The following is a 17,984-nucleotide window of genomic DNA, read 5'->3' on the forward strand; positions in this document are numbered from 1 at the left end:
GTTACGGCAGGAGAGTTTCCAAGCCCGTAATATCATCGAAACAATAGTCGCAATCCGCTGACAGGCTCTCTTTCGAGCCGGTGCCGGTGAGAACGGCGATGCGCAGGCCAGCGCCTGCGTTTCGGCCCATATGCAGATCGTGATTGTTATCACCAACCACCGCCACATGTTCCGGGGCTAACCCGATGGTCTTGCAGAAACCCAGCACCATACCCGGCTGTGGTTTTGTGCCGTGGCCGCTGTCGTAACCGGCGACGAAATCGAGATCGGTCTCGAAGCCGAAGCGTCTGGCGAGTTCGCGGATGGAGGCTTCGTTATCGCTCGACGCGATGCCCAGCTTGAAGCCCCTGCCCTTCAATCGTGCGAAGAAGGCCTTGAGATCTGTCACCGCAACGGATTGTCCGGCGGCGTCGGTAAACAGCTGATCGAGGCGTCTGGTGAGTTCCGCCACATCGCACGGTGAGCCAGCCGCCACCAGACCTTCGGCGATTTGCGCAGTGTTGCCAGCGGCGAGAAGACTGTCCGGCGCAACATGGCCGGTGACGGGGTCCATACCACAGGCTAGGAGAAGTTTGTCGGCCAGCTCAGCATTGCCCTGGGACGCAATCGCGGCAAGTTCGCGGTTGACCGGACCCCAGCTGGCATCATAGCCGATCAGCGTTCCGTCCTTGTCGAACAGAATGGCGGCGATTGCAGCGGCCGACCGCGCTGTCACGGTTGCATCCATGATTAACCGACTGCGGCGCTGCGCGGCTGGAGTTTCGCTGTGACCGTCAACGGGTTGATATAGGGTTCCAGCGCTTTGATGGTGGACGACAGTGCGCCGCGCATATCCTGAATGACCTTGCCGCCCGCATCGATCATCTTGTAGCGCTCATTGTCATTGACGAGCAGGTAGTGCACCGCTTTCGCCAGCATCTCGATATCACGGATGATGCGCCCGCCACCCGAACGCAACAGCTTCTGATAGGCTTCGCGGAAGTTCTGCACATGGGCGCCGGACAAGACGGCGCAACCGAGCATGGCTGGTTCCAAAGGATTCTGGCCGCCTTCCGCAGTTAGCGAGCGCCCAACAAAGGCAAGCTCCGTCAACCGCAGGTACAGGCCCATTTCGCCGATGCTATCGCCCAGGAAAATATCGGTCTCCGGTGTGATGACGTCGTTGCGGCTTCTGCGCGCGACGGTGAGGTTCATGCCTTTCAGCATGGTTTCGATCTCATCGGCTCTTTCAGGGTGGCGCGGCACGATGATGGTAAGCTGGCCATTGCGGGACTTGATGGCGTTGTGCACGGTCGCGGCGGCTTTTTCTTCGCCATCGAATGTCGAGATGGCAGACCACGTCTTGCGATTGCCGATCTGGCGGCGATAGGTATCGAGCGCCGTGGCATCGCACGGTGGCGGGTCCGTATCGCCCTTGAGATTGCCCGACACAACGACCGGCCATGAGCCTAAGTCGCGAAAACGTTCTGCGTCCACATCAGACTGGGCAACGACCAAGGCCAGCTTGCTGAACAGCGCCTCGGCAAAATCAGAGCGGCTGTGCCAGCGCCCGAAGGACCGGTCCGAAAGCCGCGCATTGACGCGTATCTGCGGGATGTGACGGCGCTCGAGCTCCATCATGGTGACAGGCCATATCTCGGACTCGGCTGTGATTGCCGCATCCGGCGACCAGTATGTCAGAAAACGGCAGACGGAGAATTTGACGTCGAGCGGCACATATTGGTGGATGACGTCATCACCCAGACGCGTTTGGCTGAGCTCTGCCGAGGTCACGGTGCCCGTGGTCAAAAGAACGTGAATGTCGCGTTTTCTGATCTCGCGGATGAGCGGAACCAGCGCAAGGGTCTCGCCTACGCTTGCGGCATGAAACCAGACCAGAGGGCCGCGTGGGCGATCTTTGCTCGGATAACCGAAACGCTCCATGCGGCGGGTCTTGTCTTCCTTGCCTTTGGCGGAACGGTACATGAGGTAAGGTCGGGCGAAGGGATAGGCTGCGGCACCGGCAATTCTGTAACCCGAAAGGGCGAAACGTGCGATTCGGCTGTTCATGACATGCTGCCTTCGATCATTTCGCGCAAAGCTTTCCCCTGTGATCTCCGCCGAAGCTCTGCGTTCGCAAAACGCAAGAGGTCAACGGGTTCCGTCTTGTTGGTTCGGCATGGTCGCTTCCGGGCCGCCTGCGACGTTTCATGTCGATGCCTGGAAGCGTATTGTTACAAAAATGCGTCTTTTTTTGTTTCAGAGCAGAGATGTTTGTTTCAGAGCAGACACGGGCCAGCGAAAATTCCGCTGCGCCCTCAAGATCGCTGTCTCTGCCACCGAGACTCGCTGATATTTCCATCTGTCCGATATAGTACAAACACAGTTGGAAAGCAGCGATTATTTGCTTTGCGGATCGAGAAGCCTGTGCATATGCACTATAAAATAACGCATGTGGGCGTTATCCACAGTCTGCTGGGCCTTTGACTTCCACGCCGTCAGTGCCGTTGCATAGTCTGGATAGATGCCGACGATATCCAACGCCTTCAAATCACGAAATTGTACGTCCTGAAGATTTTCCAGCTCGCCGCCGAATACGAGATGCAGAAGCTGTTTCTGGTTGCCCGCTACAGTCATTTTCTTCTCTTCTTTCTAATGCTCTATTGTCCCGAGAGGTTTTCATCTGCGGGATTTTAAAGTGAAAATCAACCTCTGGCCGACAGGTTCAAGGGTGCCAACAGATCTGGCAGAATATGGTTTGCCGCAGCACACAGTTCCGGATGGCGGACACTGGCACGGTTATAGATCAGCGGGTTTCCATCGAGATCAACCAGCTTGCCACCGGCCTGCTCAAGAATGAGATCGGCAGCAGCCAGATCCCAGTCATGGGCGTCGGCCTTGACCAGCGTGCCGTCGATGCGACCATCCGACACCATGGCCAGCCGGTAGGCCAGAGACGGCACGTGTGCAATGCGGTGAATGCGTGATTTGAGATTTTGCGGCAGCCGCGCGATCACATCTTCCGGCGCAGCCAACTGAATCTGACCATCGATGCTGGACGAAGTCGATAGGGCCTTGCCGTTTTTCATGGCAGGCGCACCAAGCGATGCGGTGAATTCCTCATCGAATGCGGGTGCGACGAGCACCGCGGCGACCGGCCTGCCTTGATGGACGACGGCCACGCTGACACACCAGGTGTCCTTGCCGTTGATGAAGGCCCGTGTGCCATCGATCGGGTCGACCACGAAGAGGGTTTCCTTCGACAGCCGGTCCTCATTGTCGTCGGTTTCTTCCGAAAGCCAGCCGTAATGCGGGCGGGCCTTTTGCAGCATCGTGGCCAGCACCTCGTTGGCGGCATAGTCGGCTGCGCTCACCGGCGAATGGCCGCTTTTCCACCAGACTTCCGGGTCCTTGCGGAAAAACTGGAGCGCAACGCGGCCAGCTTGCCGGGCAGCATCCGCAATGAGGTCGAGATCGGAGCGCCAGTCTGCCCCTTTTGTATCGGTCATTCTATCGTCGTTCGTTTCGCGGGCCTTTTCTGAAGGCCGGTTTTCAGTCCCCGAACATGCGCATGGTGCGGGCACCAAAGCAACCGTTGATTGATGCCATCAGCGTCCCGCTATGGTCATGCCTTCAATCGCGAGCGTCGGGGCGGCCACGCCATATTTGCGGTCAATGTCGTTTGCAGGGGTTATCAGCATGAACATGTCCTTGAGGTTGGAGGCAATCGTGACCTCCGACACCGGGAAGGCTTTTTCGCCATTCTCGATCCAGAACCCGCTTGCACCACAGCTATATTCGCCCGTCAGAAGATTGGCACCATGGCCGATCAGTTCGGTGACATAGAAGCCGGTACCGACCTGGGCGATCAAATCCTGTGGCGAGATATCGCCCGGCTCCAGCGCCAGATTGGTGGAGGCCGGAGAGACAGACGTTCCACCACGCACGCCGCGACCATTGGTTTCCAGTCCGAGCCCGATTTCGCGGGCCGTGGATGTCGACAGGAACCAGTGCTTCAGCACGCCGTCCTCGATCATCACAAGCTTTTCGCCGCGCACGCCTTCTCCATCGAAGGGACGCGACGACGGGCCGCGCACAATCTGTGGATCGTCGGTGATCACGAGGCCTTTTTTCAGCACCTGCTGGCCCATCTTGTCACGCAGGAAGCTGGTTTTGCGGGCAACCGATGCGCCATTGAGGGCCCCGGCAATGCCGCTGACGAAGCCGCGAGCGATGCGCGGATCGAACACGACGGTGATATTGCTGCCGGTATCGACCTGGCGGGGATTGATGCGTTTGACCGCTTTTTCGCCCGCGCGCCGCCCGATGTCTTCGGGATTGTCAAGATCAGCGAAATAGAGGCGGCTGTCATAGTCGTAGTCGCGCTCCATCTTGGTGCCTTCACCGGCGATGACGCTAACCGAGCGGCCGAAGCGGCTGCCCATATAGCTGCCGGAAAAACCGTGCGAGGTGACCAGCACCAGGCCGCCCATGCCGCTGGAGGCGCCGGCACCCGAAGAATTGCTGACGCCGGGAACGGCAAGTGCCGCTTCTTCTGCCGCGAGCGCTGCTTCGCGCAACTGATCGGCAGAGACTTCTGTCGGATCGAACAGTTGCAGGTCATCATAGGAATTTGCCAGCCGACCACTGTCCGCGAGGCAGGCATAGGGGTCTTCCGGCGACACCTTGGCCATCGCAACGGCGCGTTCGGCGAGCGTCTTCAGGTCGAAACCGGGATTGGCCGAAACACTGGCGACACGTTTGCCGACGAAGACGCGCAGCGAGAAATCATCGCTCTCGGAGGACTCCGTGCTTTCCACCTTGCCCAGCCGCACGCCAACGGATTGCGAGCGGGACCGCACGATGACGGCATCCGCCTCATCCGCGCCTGCGCGGCGGGCCAGATCGACCAGTTCGCTGGCACGCTCGAGAAGCTTGAAGGAATCGATATCTGAGGACATGGGCTAAGCCTTTCGTTGACCTCCATTTATTGCGGCATCTGTGCTGCAGCAAGGCCAAAGCGGCATTTCACCGGTAATTGAGCGAAATGCCTATACGTCCACACCGTGGCCGCGATGATAAAGCTCCACCTGCATCTCGATCTGGCGCTTGAGATCATCCTTGCTGACCTGGGATTCGGCCAGGATTTCATGCGCCTTGCGGAAATCCAGCACCTTGAAGCGGTTGACCGGCGGGCGCAGGAAAATATGCGGCGGATGCATGCGCAGCTTCAACGATATCACCGACTGCATCATCAACTGGCTGGCACCGAACAGGCTCTCAAAACGGCTCGGCATCGTCGTGCCATCGCCTTCCGGCCCGCCGACCACATCCACCGCAATCACGATATCCGCTTTGTCCAGCAGATGGTCGTAAGGCACGGGATTGAAAATGCCACCATCGATCATGATGCGGTCATTCATGCGGATGGGCATGAACAGGGCGGGAATGGCCGAGGACGCCGCAAGCGCTTGCCTGAGATCGCCATCTTCTACGATGACTTCGGACTGCGCGTAATAATCCGTCGCGGTGACCTTCATCGGGATTTTCAGCCGGTCGAAGGTCTTGGGCATCGCCGATGGCAGGAGGGCATCGAGAACGAGTTCGAGATTGAACTGTCCGAGGCGAAAGCCGAAGACGGCGTGGCGCATGGAGGCGGGGCCGAGGCTCCAGAGCTTGTTGGCGACGCTGCCCTTCTTGCCCATGAGCTCCAGCGTGTATTCCCTGATATCACGGCCGCTCATACCAGCGGCCATTCCAGCGCCGATGATGGAGCCGATAGAGGATCCTGCGATAGCCGTTGGGCGAATGCCCAGCTCATCCAGGGCTTCAACGATGTTGATGTGGCAGATGCCGCGTGCGCCACCGCCACCCAGGGCGAGCGCGAAGGTCGGATCACGGACTTCGGTGATAGGATTGTCTCTCGCTAAGTCTTTGCGTTTGCGCTTCTTGCCAGAGAGTTTCTTTTTCTTGTCAGCCACGGGTGCGGCCTCTCCTTCATGTCATGTGCTGTCCCGCTCTATGACACAAAGACGACAGGAGAGTGACGCGCAACGCATGGTCGCGCGTCATCGTGATCAAAATGCCGCTTAAGGCTCGTAACGGTAGAAATGCATGATGGAGTCCCCGAAGGTACGGCTTTCCAGCAGCTTGAACGCCGGATCGACGGTGACGAGAACATCGGCCCGTTCTTCGAGAATGGCCAGAGCACCCGGCACCAGCCAGCCACCCAGATGGGCCGCCACAAACGCCTTTTCGCCTTGCCCCTGTGCATAAGGCGGGTCTGCGAACAGCACGTCGAAGGGTTCGATGTTGTTGACGCTGCCAAGCTTTGTGGCATCACGGCGCAGAATGCGCGCGCGGCCATGCAGGCCGAGAGCATCGATGTTTTCCCACAACAGCCCCCTGCCCTCGACGCCGTTTTCCACAAACAGCGCCACGCGGCAACCACGCGAGAGAGCTTCCAGCCCGACCGCGCCGGTGCCCGCGAAAACATCGAGGATGCGCGTGCCATCCAGGCTTTCCGGATAGGCATGGCTCAGGATGTTGAAGAGGCTTTCACGCGTACGGTCGATTGTGGGCCTGATTGTATTCGATTTCGGAGCGGCAAGTGACCTGCCGCGAAACTCACCGCCGACGATCCGCATTACGCGTCATTCCCTTAGCCCCAGAAGGTTTGCCACCTGGCCCTTTGCCACCGGGACCGTTGCCGGGTCCCTCGCGATCCGGGCCTTTACCAGCACCCGGCCCTTTGCCCGAAAAACCGCCTTCGGAACGCTCGCCACGCGGCTTGCCGAATGCTGGTTTTCCACCGAAGCCACCGGGCTTGCCGCCGGACGGACGGCCTTCGCGGGGCTTGTCACCAAAGGGTTTTGCACCGCGCGGCTTATCGCCGAACGGGCGTTCGCCACGGGGACGATCACCCTCTTCGCGTGGCTTGCGGTCGCTGAACGGACGCTCGCTGCGGGCGGGACGGTCGCCAAATGGTTTTTCGGCACGGGCGGGACGATCTCCGAACGAACGTGCGCCGCGAGGACGGTCGCTGCGCTCGGCATTATCGCGTGGCTTGCGGTCGCCGTAAGGGCGTTCGCTGCGTTCACCGCTGCGGGCCGGGCGGTCACCACGATCCGGGCGGGCACTGAAGGGGCGATCGCCACGGGGGCGATCACCACGATCGCCTGCGTCACGCGGCTTGCGATCTCCAAAGGATTTCTCGCCACGATCCCCACCGCGAGCTGGACGGTCGCCGAAGGATTTTTCGCCGCGTTCGCCTCTGCCGCGTCCACGGCTTTCGTCCTGCGCAGGCTTGTCGGCGCGGATCCATTCGCCATCCACATCCCTGTGTCTGACGATGGCGCGACGGGCATCGGCCTCTGCCGATGGCTTGAAGACGCTTTCGGCTTCGGCGCGGACGGACTTACGCTCCTTGCCATCGCGCGTTGGCCGTGCACCCGGTGCCATCCAAACATTGGCGGTGCGGTTGCTGCCCATCTGCGGACGCTTGGGACGGTCGTCGTCACGCTCGTCATCACGGCCCTTGGCGAAGGGTTTGCCGGGACGTTTCGCGTCTGGCTTGCCCTGCGCACGGTCGCGGGGATTGTCGCGCTTTTCAGCGAAATTGCCACCGCGTGGGTTCTGCTCCGCATCGCCGCGCTTGGTCCATTCGGACTTCACAGGACGCTGGGCAGGGGCTTCGTCGTCGTCGGTGACGGCATCGTAGATCGGCGCATCGAAGTTCGCACCGGCGGCCTCGATGAGGCGTGGGCCAAGCTGATCGCGCAGCATGCGGCCGCGCACTTCCACGACTTGGCTTTCCGGCAGGTCACCCAGCTGGAACGGACCATAGGAAATACGGATAAGGCGGTTGACCTCAAGGCCGATGGCACCCAGCACATTCTTGATTTCGCGGTTCTTTCCCTCGCGAATGCCCATGGTGATCCAGACATTGTGGCCCTGGGTGCGGTCGAGCGTTGCCTCGATGGCGCCGTAGAGCACGCCATCGACGGCAATACCGTCCTTCAGCTTGTCGAGAGCGGCCTGATCCACTTCACCATAGGCGCGCACGCGGTAACGGCGCAGCCAGCCGGTGGTCGGCAATTCCAGAACGCGCGACAGGCCGCCGTCATTGGTCAGCAGCAGCAGGCCTTCGGTGTTGATATCCAGACGCCCAATGGACAGAACGCGGGGAAGCTCCTTCGGCAGATTGTCGAAAACGGTTGGGCGACCCTCGGGATCGGAATTCGTCGTCACCAGACCGGATGGCTTGTGATAGAGCCAAAGCCGTGTGCGTTCGGCGCCACGGATCGGTTCGCCATCGACCTCGATCTTGTCATCCAGGGTGGCGTTGACCGCCGGGCTTTCCAGCTTGACGCCGTTCAGCGAAACGCGGCCTTCCATGATCATACGCTCGACATCGCGGCGCGAGGCCACGCCTGCGCGCGCCATGATCTTGGAAATGCGCTCGGGTTTCGTCGCTGCCGTTTCCGTCGCCACGGTCTCGGTCTTTGCGGCAAATGGCTTCTTTTCGCGCGCCGCATCAGGCTTGGCCGAAGATGTCGGCTTCCTGTCACGGTCGAATGTTTTGCCGCCAGCGCGCTTCGGCTTGTCTTTGAATGTCATTTGTTGTTTGCCTGTTGTTTGCCGTGTCCTATCAGGTCGCGCGGCACTGGTTAAGAGGAAATTGCAAGAACAATGGCGGAAACGACGCATTTCATGGACTTGGCGCTTGCCGAAGCGCAGGCCGCAGCCGCACGAAACGAGGTGCCGATTGGTGCCGTGCTGGTGCTGGACGGCCGTGTGATTGCGCGTTCGGGCAATCGCACCCGCGAGATGAACGACGTGACGGCACATGCCGAAATTGCTGTCATCCGCACGGCCTGCGAGGCACTGGGGCAAGAACGCTTGGTGGGAGCCGACCTCTATGTGACGCTGGAGCCCTGCACGATGTGTGCGGCTGCCATATCCTTTGCCCGCATTCGCAGGCTCTATTACGGCGCAAACGATGTGAAGGGCGGTGCAGTCGAGAGCGGGGTGCGGTTCTTCAACCAGCCCACCTGCCACCATGCGCCGGAGGTTTATTCGGGGATGGCGGAGGTGGAGAGTGCGGAGATTTTACGCGGTTTTTTTCAAGGGAAGCGTGGCGAGTGAGGCTGTGGTCGCTGACCCCAAATGTGACGTCACCCTCGGGCTTGTCCCGAGGGTCTGCCCACGTTGGATGTTGGGGTTCGTCAGATCCTCGGGTCAAGCCCGAGGATGACGGAGGTTGGGGCTTGCGATCCTACAAGCCAATCGCGTTCAGCGATAAGTAATCGCCGCCGTCAATCAACCGTTACTGGAACGGGTTCCACCAGTTCTTGCCGGTGCCGGCCATGGCGGCATTCTTCTTGCGCTCTTTTTCCTTCTTCGCTTCCGGCTCACCGAGATCAGCGAGCTGATCCTGCGGCACGTTGCGGTATTCGACCGGCGGGTCGGTGAGGAATTTGCGCTGGTTGCTGTTCACAACCGTGCCGCCCTGCGCATCGGCCTTGGCCTTGCGGAAGGCTTCCCACTTCTGGGTTTCGGTCATCTGACCATTGGTGCCGTTACCGGCCAGCAATGGCGAACGGTAATTCGGGTTGTCGCGGTTTTCGTCGGCTTCCTTGCGCAGACGCTCGCGGGCTTCTTCCGGCGTCTCTGGCCATTGCGGGTTCGTTTCGCGGTTGGCGAGGCTCTTTTGTGGCTGGGCCAGCTGGTCGGCACGGGCCTGGGCGGGAACGACGAGGCCGGGACGCGGATTGTATTTCAGATTGCGCTTGCTCTGGTCGCCGGTGATGGACGTGGCATTGCCAAGGTCATCGACCAGCTGTTCGGCGGACGTCTTGCCCGTGCCATAGGTCGGGCTGGTGCAGGCGCTGAGCGCAAGGCAAACAGATACCGCGCCAAAAATGGTGCCGTGGATGCGAAATCTCTGCGTCATGCTCATGGAAACCCTTCCGCCCCAAAGCGCCGTGCGCCCATACGGGCGCTTACAGAGCGCTCTTATACCAATTCAAGGCATCGTGCATTCCGAAAATCGATGTCGATTTCCGGGCTGATGCTGTAGCCGTCCCGCGACCGTTAGCCCGCATTGATGCTAAAATCCGGCCAATTTCAGGCAGGTTTACCGGATGAACGGCTAAAGTGCAATTCACCCGGTACTTTTCTTAAACAGCGACGCCCAATTCATGAAGTGCTGCCGCATCGCGCGCCGAGACATCCGGGAAGGCTGGGTCGGAGCCTACATCGGTGGTGATGCGCCAGGAGCGGGCACATTTGCGGCCTTCGGCAAGCTTCTGCTCGACGGAAACCTTCTGCACTTCGTTCAGACGGAAGCCATCTGCCGGGCCTTCACCCGACACAACGGAGATGGCCGAGGTGATGCAGATTTCCGCAAAATCCTGACCATCCAGTGCCGCCATCAACTCGGCATCGGCAATGTGCACGACGGGAGCCGCTTCCAGCGACGAACCTATGCGCTTTTCGCGGCGCTCCACTTCCAGCGCGCCTGTCACCACCGTGCGAACCTTGCGGATTTTATCCCACTTAGATTCCAGTGCCTCGTTCTTCCATTCCGCAGGAACCTCCGGGAACTGAACGAGATGCACCGATTCCGCATCAGGGTAACGCGAAAGCCATGCCTCTTCCGTGGTAAACGGCAGCATCGGAGCCAGCCATGTCACGAGGCAATCGAACAGCTTTGCGATGACCGACAGAGATGCACGGCGCTTCAACGACGACGGTGCGTCGCAATAGAGCGCATCCTTGCGGATATCGAAGTAGAAGGCCGACAGCTCGACATTGGCGAAATCGATCAGCGCGCGGGTGATCTTCTTGAAATCGAAGGCATCGTAACCGTCACGCACGACCTTATCCAGCTCCGACAGACGGTGCAGCATCAGCTGTTCCAATTCCGGCAGATCGGCATAGGCAATGTCATCGCCGGTATCATGCGCCAGCGTACCCAGCATCCAGCGGATGGTGTTGCGCAGCTTGCGATAGGCATCGATGTTGGTCTGGATGATGGCCTTGCCCAGACGCTGGTCTTCCCAGTAATCCGTGGTCATGACCCACAGTCGCAGGATATCCGCGCCTGACTCTTTCATCACGTCCTGCGGTGCCACGACGTTGCCGAGAGACTTGGACTGCTTGCGGCCCTGTTCGTCCATGGTGAAACCATGGGTGACGACGGCGTTGTAAGGCGCACGACCACGGGTCGCGCAGCTTTCCAGCAGCGACGAATGGAACCAGCCACGATGCTGGTCGGAGCCTTCGAGATAGACATCGGCAGGCCACTTCATATCTGGCCGGTCTTCCAGCGTGAAGGTGTGCGTGCAGCCCGAGTCGAACCAGACGTCGAGGATATCGCGCACCTGCACCCATGGTTCACCGGCACGGTTGCCAAGGAAGCGCTCGCGTGCGCCATCGGCAAACCACGCATCGGCACCTTCGGCCTCGAAGGCTTCGATGATGCGGGCATTGACGGCGTCATCCAGCAGCACTTCGCCATGCTCATCCGCGAAGACAGCGATCGGCACGCCCCAGGCGCGCTGACGCGAGAGAACCCAGTCCGGGCGGTTCTCGATCATGGCGCGCAAGCGGTTCTGGCCAGCGGCTGGCACGAAACGGGTGTCATCGATAGCTGAAAGCGAGCGCGAGCGCAGCGTGGTGCCATCGCCCAACTCCTTGTCCATATAGACGAACCACTGCGGCGTGTTGCGGAAGATGACCGGCTTCTTGGAGCGCCAGCTATGAGGATAGCTGTGCTTCAAGCGGCCACGGGCAAACAGGTTGTTGGCCGCGATCAGCGCCTTGATGATACGCTCGTTGGCATCACCCTTCTTGCCGTTATCATCCATAACGCGGGCAGCGCCGCCTTCGGCAGAGGGGCCGAAACCGGGGGCGTCTTCAGTGTAGAAACCGTCATCGCCAACAGGGAACGGGATTTTAGTGGATATCCCACGATCTTCAAGCTCGCGAACCTTTGACGTCCATGCATCAAAGTCTTCACGACCATGGCTTGGCGCTGTGTGGACGAAGCCGGTACCCGCATCATCGGTGACATGATCGCCATCGAGAAGTGGGACCTCGAAGTCGTAACCAAGTTCAGCGAGCGGATGAGCGCAGATCACCGCGCCGAGTTCTGCCGCAGCCACAGGACGAACCAGCTCCAATGTCAGCTTTGCCTTCTTCGCGGCTTCGTCGGCCAGCTTCGTTGCAAAGATCAGCTTTTCGCCGGGCTGTGGGCCGAAGTCGTTCTCTGCGGTTTCCACTTCGAATAATCCGTAAGGGAAGCGCGAGGAAAACGAGATCGCCCGGTTGCCGGGGATGGTCCAAGGCGTTGTGGTCCAGATGACGACATGAGCATTTAAAAGATCGGATTTCCCAGAACCTGGCTGAACTTGAACCATTAGGACAGGGAACTTCACCCAGATCATGTCGCTCTCGACATCCGCATACTCGACCTCGGCCTCAGCCAAAGCCGTGCGCTCGACAACCGACCACATGACCGGCTTCGATCCGCGATAAAGCTGGCCGCTCTTGGCGATCTTCAGGAGTTCGCCAGCGATGCGCGCTTCCGAATGGAAGTTCATCGTCGTGTAGGGGTTTTCGAAGTCGCCCTCGATGCCCAGACGCTTGAATTCCTCAGACTGCTTTGCGATCCAGCCAGCGGCGAACTCACGGCATTCCTGACGGAATTCGTTGATCGGAACCTCGTCCTTGTTCTTGCCCTTGGCGCGGTAGGCCTCCTCGATCTTCCACTCGATGGGAAGGCCGTGGCAATCCCAGCCGGGGACGTAGTTGCTGTCAAACCCGCGCATCTGGAACGAGCGGGTGATGACGTCTTTGAGGATCTTGTTCAGCGCGTGGCCGATATGGATGTTGCCGTTGGCATAGGGAGGGCCATCATGCAGCACGAATTTTTCGCGGCCAGCGGCGGAAGCGCGCAGCTTCTTGTAGAGGCCCATCTGCTGCCAGCGGGCAACGGTTTCGGGCTCTTTTTGCGGCAGACCGGCGCGCATCGGAAAATCCGTCTGCGGCAGGTACAGCGTGGTGGAGTAGTCGATCGTCTGTGCGGTGTCGTTCATGATCATACCGTTATGCGGCGCCCCCTCATTCAAGCTGAGAGGTCGCGCCGTCTTGAGTGCAAGAGGGCAAAAGCGGAAGGCGCTCAAGGCAAGCGCCGAAATCCCGGACCTTTCGGCTGCTTACTGCGCGCGAAAGGCCGGGCCAATAATTCGGGAAATGAACGTCAACCGAAATTGGTACATGCGCAATGTTTATGTGTTTTTCCGGTAAAAAGGAAGAGGTTAAGGGCACGAATATGCCCTCACTGGCCGACAAAACCGCTGGCCGAGCATCAAAAGGAGAGTCTCGCGTCCAGCTCTCCCAGCGGCGTCACACCTGAGAGCAACGCCCTCGCTTCCTCGTCATCCCGCTTGATCTGGGCGACAAGCGGCTCGAGGCCGTCGAATTTCAGCTCGTCGCGCAGATGGCCGAAGAAGGAAACAGAGCAAATCTCGCCATAGAGATCGCCGGAAAAATCGAACAGGAAGGTTTCGAGAAGGGCAGCGCCATCCTCCGTCACCGTCGGGCGATAGCCGAAGCTGGCGACGCCATCATACAAGCTCCCATCCGCCCTGCGAAAACGCACCGCGTAAATACCTGGCTTCAGTTCTGTTTCCGGTGGCAGCGCCATGTTGGCGGTGGGATAGCCCAGCGTGCGGCCAAGTTTCTGCCCGCCGATGACTTCCGCTTCGACGGTGTAACGATATCCCAGCAGGCCAGCGGCACCGGCAACATCGCCTTGCGCCAGCAAGTCCCGGATGCGGCTGGAGGAGACGACTTCCGCTCCTTCATCGCGGAAGGAATCGATCAGCATCACATCGAAGCCGTGCCTTTTTCCGGCGGCCATCAGATAGGCCGGGCCACCTTCGCGTCCCTTGCCGAAGTGAAAATCGACGCCGGTGACGACGGCACTTGCACTCAGCCAGTCGACCAGAATGGACTTGACGAAATCTTCCGCCGAGCGCTGCGAAAAATCCCGGTCGAAGGGATATTCGATGACGGAGTTGAACCCTTCCGCTTCCAATACCCGCGCCTTGACGGAAGCGGGTGTCAGCCGGAAGACGGGCGTTTCGGGGCGAAACACGGTGCGCGGATGCGGCTCGAATGTCAGCACCAGAGCCGGGACATTGCGCGACGCGGCAAGCTCCAGCGCACGGTCCAGCACCGCGCGGTGGCCACGATGGACACCGTCAAAATTGCCAATGGCGATGACGCCGCCCTTCAGGTTTTCGGGCAGCGGTTCCTTCTTTTCATTGCGATGAAACACGGTCATGGGCAGACTCTATTCCGATGCCACACAGTTAGGCAAGACGCGGCATCCACCAGCCGGGGGCTGCGTTCTGGCCTTTCAGATAGGCATTCATCAGCGACTCGTCGGTTTCGCCATTCAGCGTGTATTCGGCTGCATGAATGCCACCGCTGACATAGAGAAGCTGAAGGCCTGCGTTGATGGCACCCTTCACATCCGTTGGCATACCATCGCCGATGGCCAGCACCCGGTCTTTCGTAAAGTCGCCGCGCACCTCTTTGGCCGCAGCAAGGCAGGCTTCATAAATGGGTGCATGCGGCTTGCCAGCGATGCGGACTTCGCCACCCAGCTGCTCGTAATAGGCGGCCATGGCACCGGCGCAGGGAATGATGCGCTCGCCACGTTCCACCACCAGATCGGGGTTGGCGCAGATCATCGGCACAGAGCGAGCGATGAAGCCCTTGAGCATATCCGTATAATCTTCCGGCGTTTCCGTTTCGTCATCGAAAAAGCCGGTGCAGACGACGGCGGTCGCCTCAGTCTCAGGCACCACGTCGATGTCGAGGCCTTCCAGAAGCGGCATGTCGCGTTCCGGCCCCAGCAGGAAGACCTGTTTCGGACCCTGCGAAATCAGTTCACGCGTGACATCGCCCGAGGTGATGATGCGGTCATAGGCCGTATCGGGAATGCCGAGCGCCCGAAGCTGCGAAATGACGCCAGGTGCCGGGCGTGGGGAATTGGTGATGAGCACCACCGTCTTGCCCGCCTTGCGCGCCGCTTCCAGCGCAATCGACGCGTCGGGAAAGGCGCTGACGCCATTGTGCAACACGCCCCAGACATCGGACAGAACGACGTCGAACCGATCTGTGATTTCGCCAAGGGTGGAAATGCGGTGGGCCATGAGGTGCTTCCAGACTTTCAAAAATGCCAGATTTTCCAAAAAATGCTTGGGCGTGACATGGCAAACCGGCACGCCGATTACAAGCAAAAAGGTGTCTCAGCGCCCACGGCGTAAAAACGAAAACTCGCCTTATTGCACTGCAACATATTGCGATCACACGCCTGACGTGTTTTAAAGCGCTGGGGCTGGCCTGCTCAACCGAGGAGCCATCGATGAAGAGAATTGACCAACTCGAGGGTCTTCGCGGTCTTTTGGCCGCATGGGTTGTTCTGGTTCACCTGCTGCCTGCGGCTGGTATCGATCCGGACAGCATGGGTGTGCTGAAACCCCTGATCAACGAGAAAATCCGGGTGCAAATCTTCTGCATCATGAGCGGTTTCGTGATTTTCGTCATGATGTCCTCGTTGTCAGAGGACTATTCCACCTACATCACGCGCCGCATCAAACGCATTTATCCCGTTTATATTTTCGCGTTTTTTCTGTCGATCGCCTTCGCCTGGGTCGCTTATGAGGCGCTGCAGACCGCCGATTTCAACAGTGTGCGCAATGCAGGCCGTATCGCCATTCTCGACCGCAGTTTCGAGAGCTGGGAAATGCACACGCTTGCCCACATGACGATGCTGCACGGCATCATTCCCGATAGCTGGTTGCCGCTGGGGGCCTACGCATTTCTGGGTCAGGCGTGGAATATTTCCACCGAGTTCCAGTTCTATCTCATCGCGCCGCTGGCCTTCTGGTGCCTTCACCATTCCAGCAATCTTGTACGCGCAGGCTTCGTGGTCGCCTCCGTCATGGGCGTCTGGTATTTCCGCCATTGGCCGAACGGGGCGATCCTCGCCAATTACGCGATCTATTTCGCGTCCGGCATTGCCAGCTATTATCTTTGGAAAATGCGCTGGGACGACCAGCCCTTCATGTCCCCACCCGTGGTCCTGCCACTGGCGGCCATCGTGGGTTATTTCGATCTGGCCATCGGCGCATGGATTTTCGTCTTCACCAGCGCCATCATGGTGCGCGACAAGGGTCGCAAAAAGGGTTTTGTCGCGATGTTTCTGGAGCATCCCGTCATGATGTTCCTCGGCACTGTGTCCTACTCGCTCTACTTGCTACACATGATCCCGCTCTATGGCTGGATGTATGTGCTGAATGATCAGGGGTTCAGCCAGGGCACCTATTTCGCCATGCTGGCAGCGCTGACCTTCGCCACCGCCATTCCCTTCTCCTACCTTGCCCACAAATATGTGGAGCGGCCCTTCTACACATCGAAGAGCCAGCGCGCGTCATCCAACGCAGGTGGGAAGGCGACGATGAGGCCTGCTGTCGAGGGCAAGTAAACCGATGGTGCCGCCGTGCTTTCGCGGCGGGACATCACATCAGCCAGAGGCGAAGAACACCGCCCGCGATGCCAAGCGCCAGCACCGGCACCATGCCGACTTTCCAGCGCATCAGCATCAGCAGAGACAGAACCAGAAGCCCGGTCGCGAAGGGATCGAGCGTAGTCCAGACCGGCCAGGATATGCCGGGTCCAAAGCTCGGCACGATGGAGAGGCGGATGACCTCGCCAAACAGCACGTGCAGCCCGAACCAGATGGACAGGTTGAGAATGACACCGACGACCGCCGCCGTGATGGCCGACAAAGCTGCCGACAGAGCGCGATTATTGCGCAGTTTTTCGACATAGGGTGCGCCGAGAAAAATGAAGATGAAACTGGGCACGAATGTCGCCCACGCGGTTACCGTCGCACCCAGAATCCCGGCGACCATAGGGTCCAGCCACTCCGCGTGGCGGAAACCGGCGAGAAAGCCGATATAGGGCAGCACCAGCACCAGCGGCCCCGGCGTGGCTTCGGCCAGCGCCAGACCATCCAGCATTTCGCCGGGGCTGAGCCAACCATGGGTTTCCACCGCCACCTGCGCGACATAGGCCAGCACCGCATAGGCCCCGCCGAAGGTAACCACCGCCATGCGCGAAAAGAAGCTTTGCAGGGTCGCAAGCGTCTCTGGCGCGGAGAAGAGGAAGATCAGGGCCAGCGGTATCTGCCAGATCACCAGCCCGAGCACGAGACCCCTCACCCGCGACAGGAGCGTGACGGGTGTGGCCTCCGCGTCGTCCTCAGTCTCTGCCTGTTCGATCTGATCTCCCCGTCGCGCCCTCAAAAAGCCGAGCAGACCGGCAGCAAAAATGACGAGCGGAAACGGCAGGCCAAAGACGAACAGCGCGATGAAGGCAGCGGCGGCGATGGCCGCCAGAAAGCGGCTGACCAGCGCCCGTTTCGCCACCCGGATCAAGGCCTCTATGACGATGGCCAGCACGCAGGCTTTGAGGCCGAACAAAAGGCCGGGTAGCCAGTGGGTGTCCTGATACAGACAATAGGCAGCGGCGAGCGCCACGATGGCGAAGAAGCCCGGCAGAATGAAAAGCGTTCCAGCAATGATGCCACCGCGGACGCCGTGCAGAAGCCAGCCGATATAGGTGGCCAGTTGCTGCGCCTCCGGCCCCGGCAGCAACATGCAATAATTGAGGGCGTGCATGAAGCGCGCATCCGACACCCAGCGTTTCTCATCCACCAGAACGCGGTGCATCATGCCGATCTGGCCTGCCGGTCCGCCAAAGCTGAGGCAACCGATGCGGGCGAAGACCGATGTGAGTTCGGCAAGAGATGGTTTGGCAGTTGGTGGCGGGGTTACAAAATCTGTCATGAACCGCTGATAACCATTTTATGTGAAATATTTCCGACAGGCCGTTCTTGACTCGTTAGAGCGGCACCCCTA

General features: G+C 59.7%; 15 protein-coding genes. 2 read left to right on the forward strand and 13 right to left on the reverse strand.

Annotated elements, in window-relative coordinates:
- Position 1: 1 nt before the first annotated feature.
- From RRU01S_RS07785 to RRU01S_RS07820, 8 genes are all read right to left on the reverse strand, one after another.
- Positions 2–715, reverse strand: a complete 714-nt coding sequence (locus tag RRU01S_RS07785) for an HAD family hydrolase (protein ID WP_244446077.1) — start codon at positions 713–715, stop codon at positions 2–4.
- 14 nt (positions 716–729) lie between these two features.
- Entirely contained in the window at positions 730–2,049 is a 1,320-nt protein-coding gene (waaA, locus tag RRU01S_RS07790; RefSeq protein ID WP_045229719.1) for a lipid IV(A) 3-deoxy-D-manno-octulosonic acid transferase, read from the reverse strand.
- Positions 2,050–2,379: 330 nt separating this feature from the next.
- Positions 2,380–2,616, reverse strand: coding sequence for a DUF4170 domain-containing protein (locus RRU01S_RS07795; protein ID WP_045229720.1), 237 nt, complete (start codon positions 2,614–2,616; stop codon positions 2,380–2,382).
- 68 nt (positions 2,617–2,684) lie between these two features.
- A complete protein-coding gene (locus tag RRU01S_RS07800) occupies positions 2,685–3,488 on the reverse strand; it encodes a 3'(2'),5'-bisphosphate nucleotidase CysQ (RefSeq protein WP_045229721.1) in 804 nt (267 codons plus the stop codon).
- Between the two features lie 99 nt (positions 3,489–3,587).
- A complete protein-coding gene (locus RRU01S_RS07805; protein ID WP_045229722.1) occupies positions 3,588–4,940 on the reverse strand; it encodes a TldD/PmbA family protein in 1,353 nt (450 codons plus the stop codon).
- Between the two features lie 90 nt (positions 4,941–5,030).
- The gene (locus tag RRU01S_RS07810; RefSeq protein ID WP_045229745.1) at positions 5,031–5,891 is read right to left on the reverse strand and encodes a patatin-like phospholipase family protein; all 861 of its coding nucleotides are present in this window, start codon (positions 5,889–5,891) and stop codon (positions 5,031–5,033) included.
- Between the two features lie 177 nt (positions 5,892–6,068).
- A complete protein-coding gene (gene rsmD / locus RRU01S_RS07815) occupies positions 6,069–6,626 on the reverse strand; it encodes a 16S rRNA (guanine(966)-N(2))-methyltransferase RsmD (protein ID WP_045229723.1) in 558 nt (185 codons plus the stop codon).
- Positions 6,607–8,598, reverse strand: coding sequence for a pseudouridine synthase (locus RRU01S_RS07820; RefSeq protein WP_045229724.1), 1,992 nt, complete (start codon positions 8,596–8,598; stop codon positions 6,607–6,609). The genes rsmD and RRU01S_RS07820 overlap by 20 nt, the downstream gene beginning before the upstream one ends.
- Before the next feature lie 72 nt (positions 8,599–8,670).
- On the opposite strand from RRU01S_RS07820, the gene RRU01S_RS07825 reads away from it, so the two are divergent.
- Positions 8,671–9,126, forward strand: coding sequence for a nucleoside deaminase (locus RRU01S_RS07825; protein WP_045229725.1), 456 nt, complete (start codon positions 8,671–8,673; stop codon positions 9,124–9,126).
- A 181-nt stretch (positions 9,127–9,307) separates the two neighbouring features.
- On the opposite strand, the gene RRU01S_RS07830 is transcribed toward RRU01S_RS07825, so the two are convergent.
- The 4 genes from RRU01S_RS07830 to RRU01S_RS07845 form a co-directional block, all read right to left on the reverse strand.
- Entirely contained in the window at positions 9,308–9,934 is a 627-nt protein-coding gene (locus RRU01S_RS07830) for a hypothetical protein (RefSeq protein ID WP_412674297.1), read from the reverse strand.
- A 226-nt stretch (positions 9,935–10,160) separates the two neighbouring features.
- Positions 10,161–13,082, reverse strand: coding sequence for an isoleucine--tRNA ligase (ileS, locus tag RRU01S_RS07835; protein WP_045229746.1), 2,922 nt, complete (start codon positions 13,080–13,082; stop codon positions 10,161–10,163).
- A 272-nt stretch (positions 13,083–13,354) separates the two neighbouring features.
- Positions 13,355–14,335 (reverse strand): bifunctional riboflavin kinase/FAD synthetase, encoded by a 981-nt coding sequence (locus RRU01S_RS07840; RefSeq protein WP_045229727.1) that lies wholly within the window; start codon positions 14,333–14,335, stop codon positions 13,355–13,357.
- Between the two features lie 28 nt (positions 14,336–14,363).
- Positions 14,364–15,212, reverse strand: a complete 849-nt coding sequence (locus RRU01S_RS07845; RefSeq protein WP_045229747.1) for a TIGR01459 family HAD-type hydrolase — start codon at positions 15,210–15,212, stop codon at positions 14,364–14,366.
- 212 nt (positions 15,213–15,424) lie between these two features.
- Here RRU01S_RS07845 and RRU01S_RS07850 point away from each other — a divergent pair, with 212 nt between their 5' ends.
- Positions 15,425–16,546 (forward strand): acyltransferase family protein, encoded by a 1,122-nt coding sequence (locus tag RRU01S_RS07850; protein ID WP_045229728.1) that lies wholly within the window; start codon positions 15,425–15,427, stop codon positions 16,544–16,546.
- Between the two features lie 34 nt (positions 16,547–16,580).
- On the opposite strand, the gene chrA is transcribed toward RRU01S_RS07850, so the two are convergent.
- Positions 16,581–17,912, reverse strand: a complete 1,332-nt coding sequence (gene chrA / locus RRU01S_RS07855; RefSeq protein WP_045229729.1) for a chromate efflux transporter — start codon at positions 17,910–17,912, stop codon at positions 16,581–16,583.
- Positions 17,913–17,984 lie beyond the last annotated feature (72 nt).

The organism is Agrobacterium rubi TR3 = NBRC 13261, from assembly GCF_000739935.1.
GTDB lineage: Bacteria > Pseudomonadota > Alphaproteobacteria > Rhizobiales > Rhizobiaceae > Agrobacterium > Agrobacterium rubi.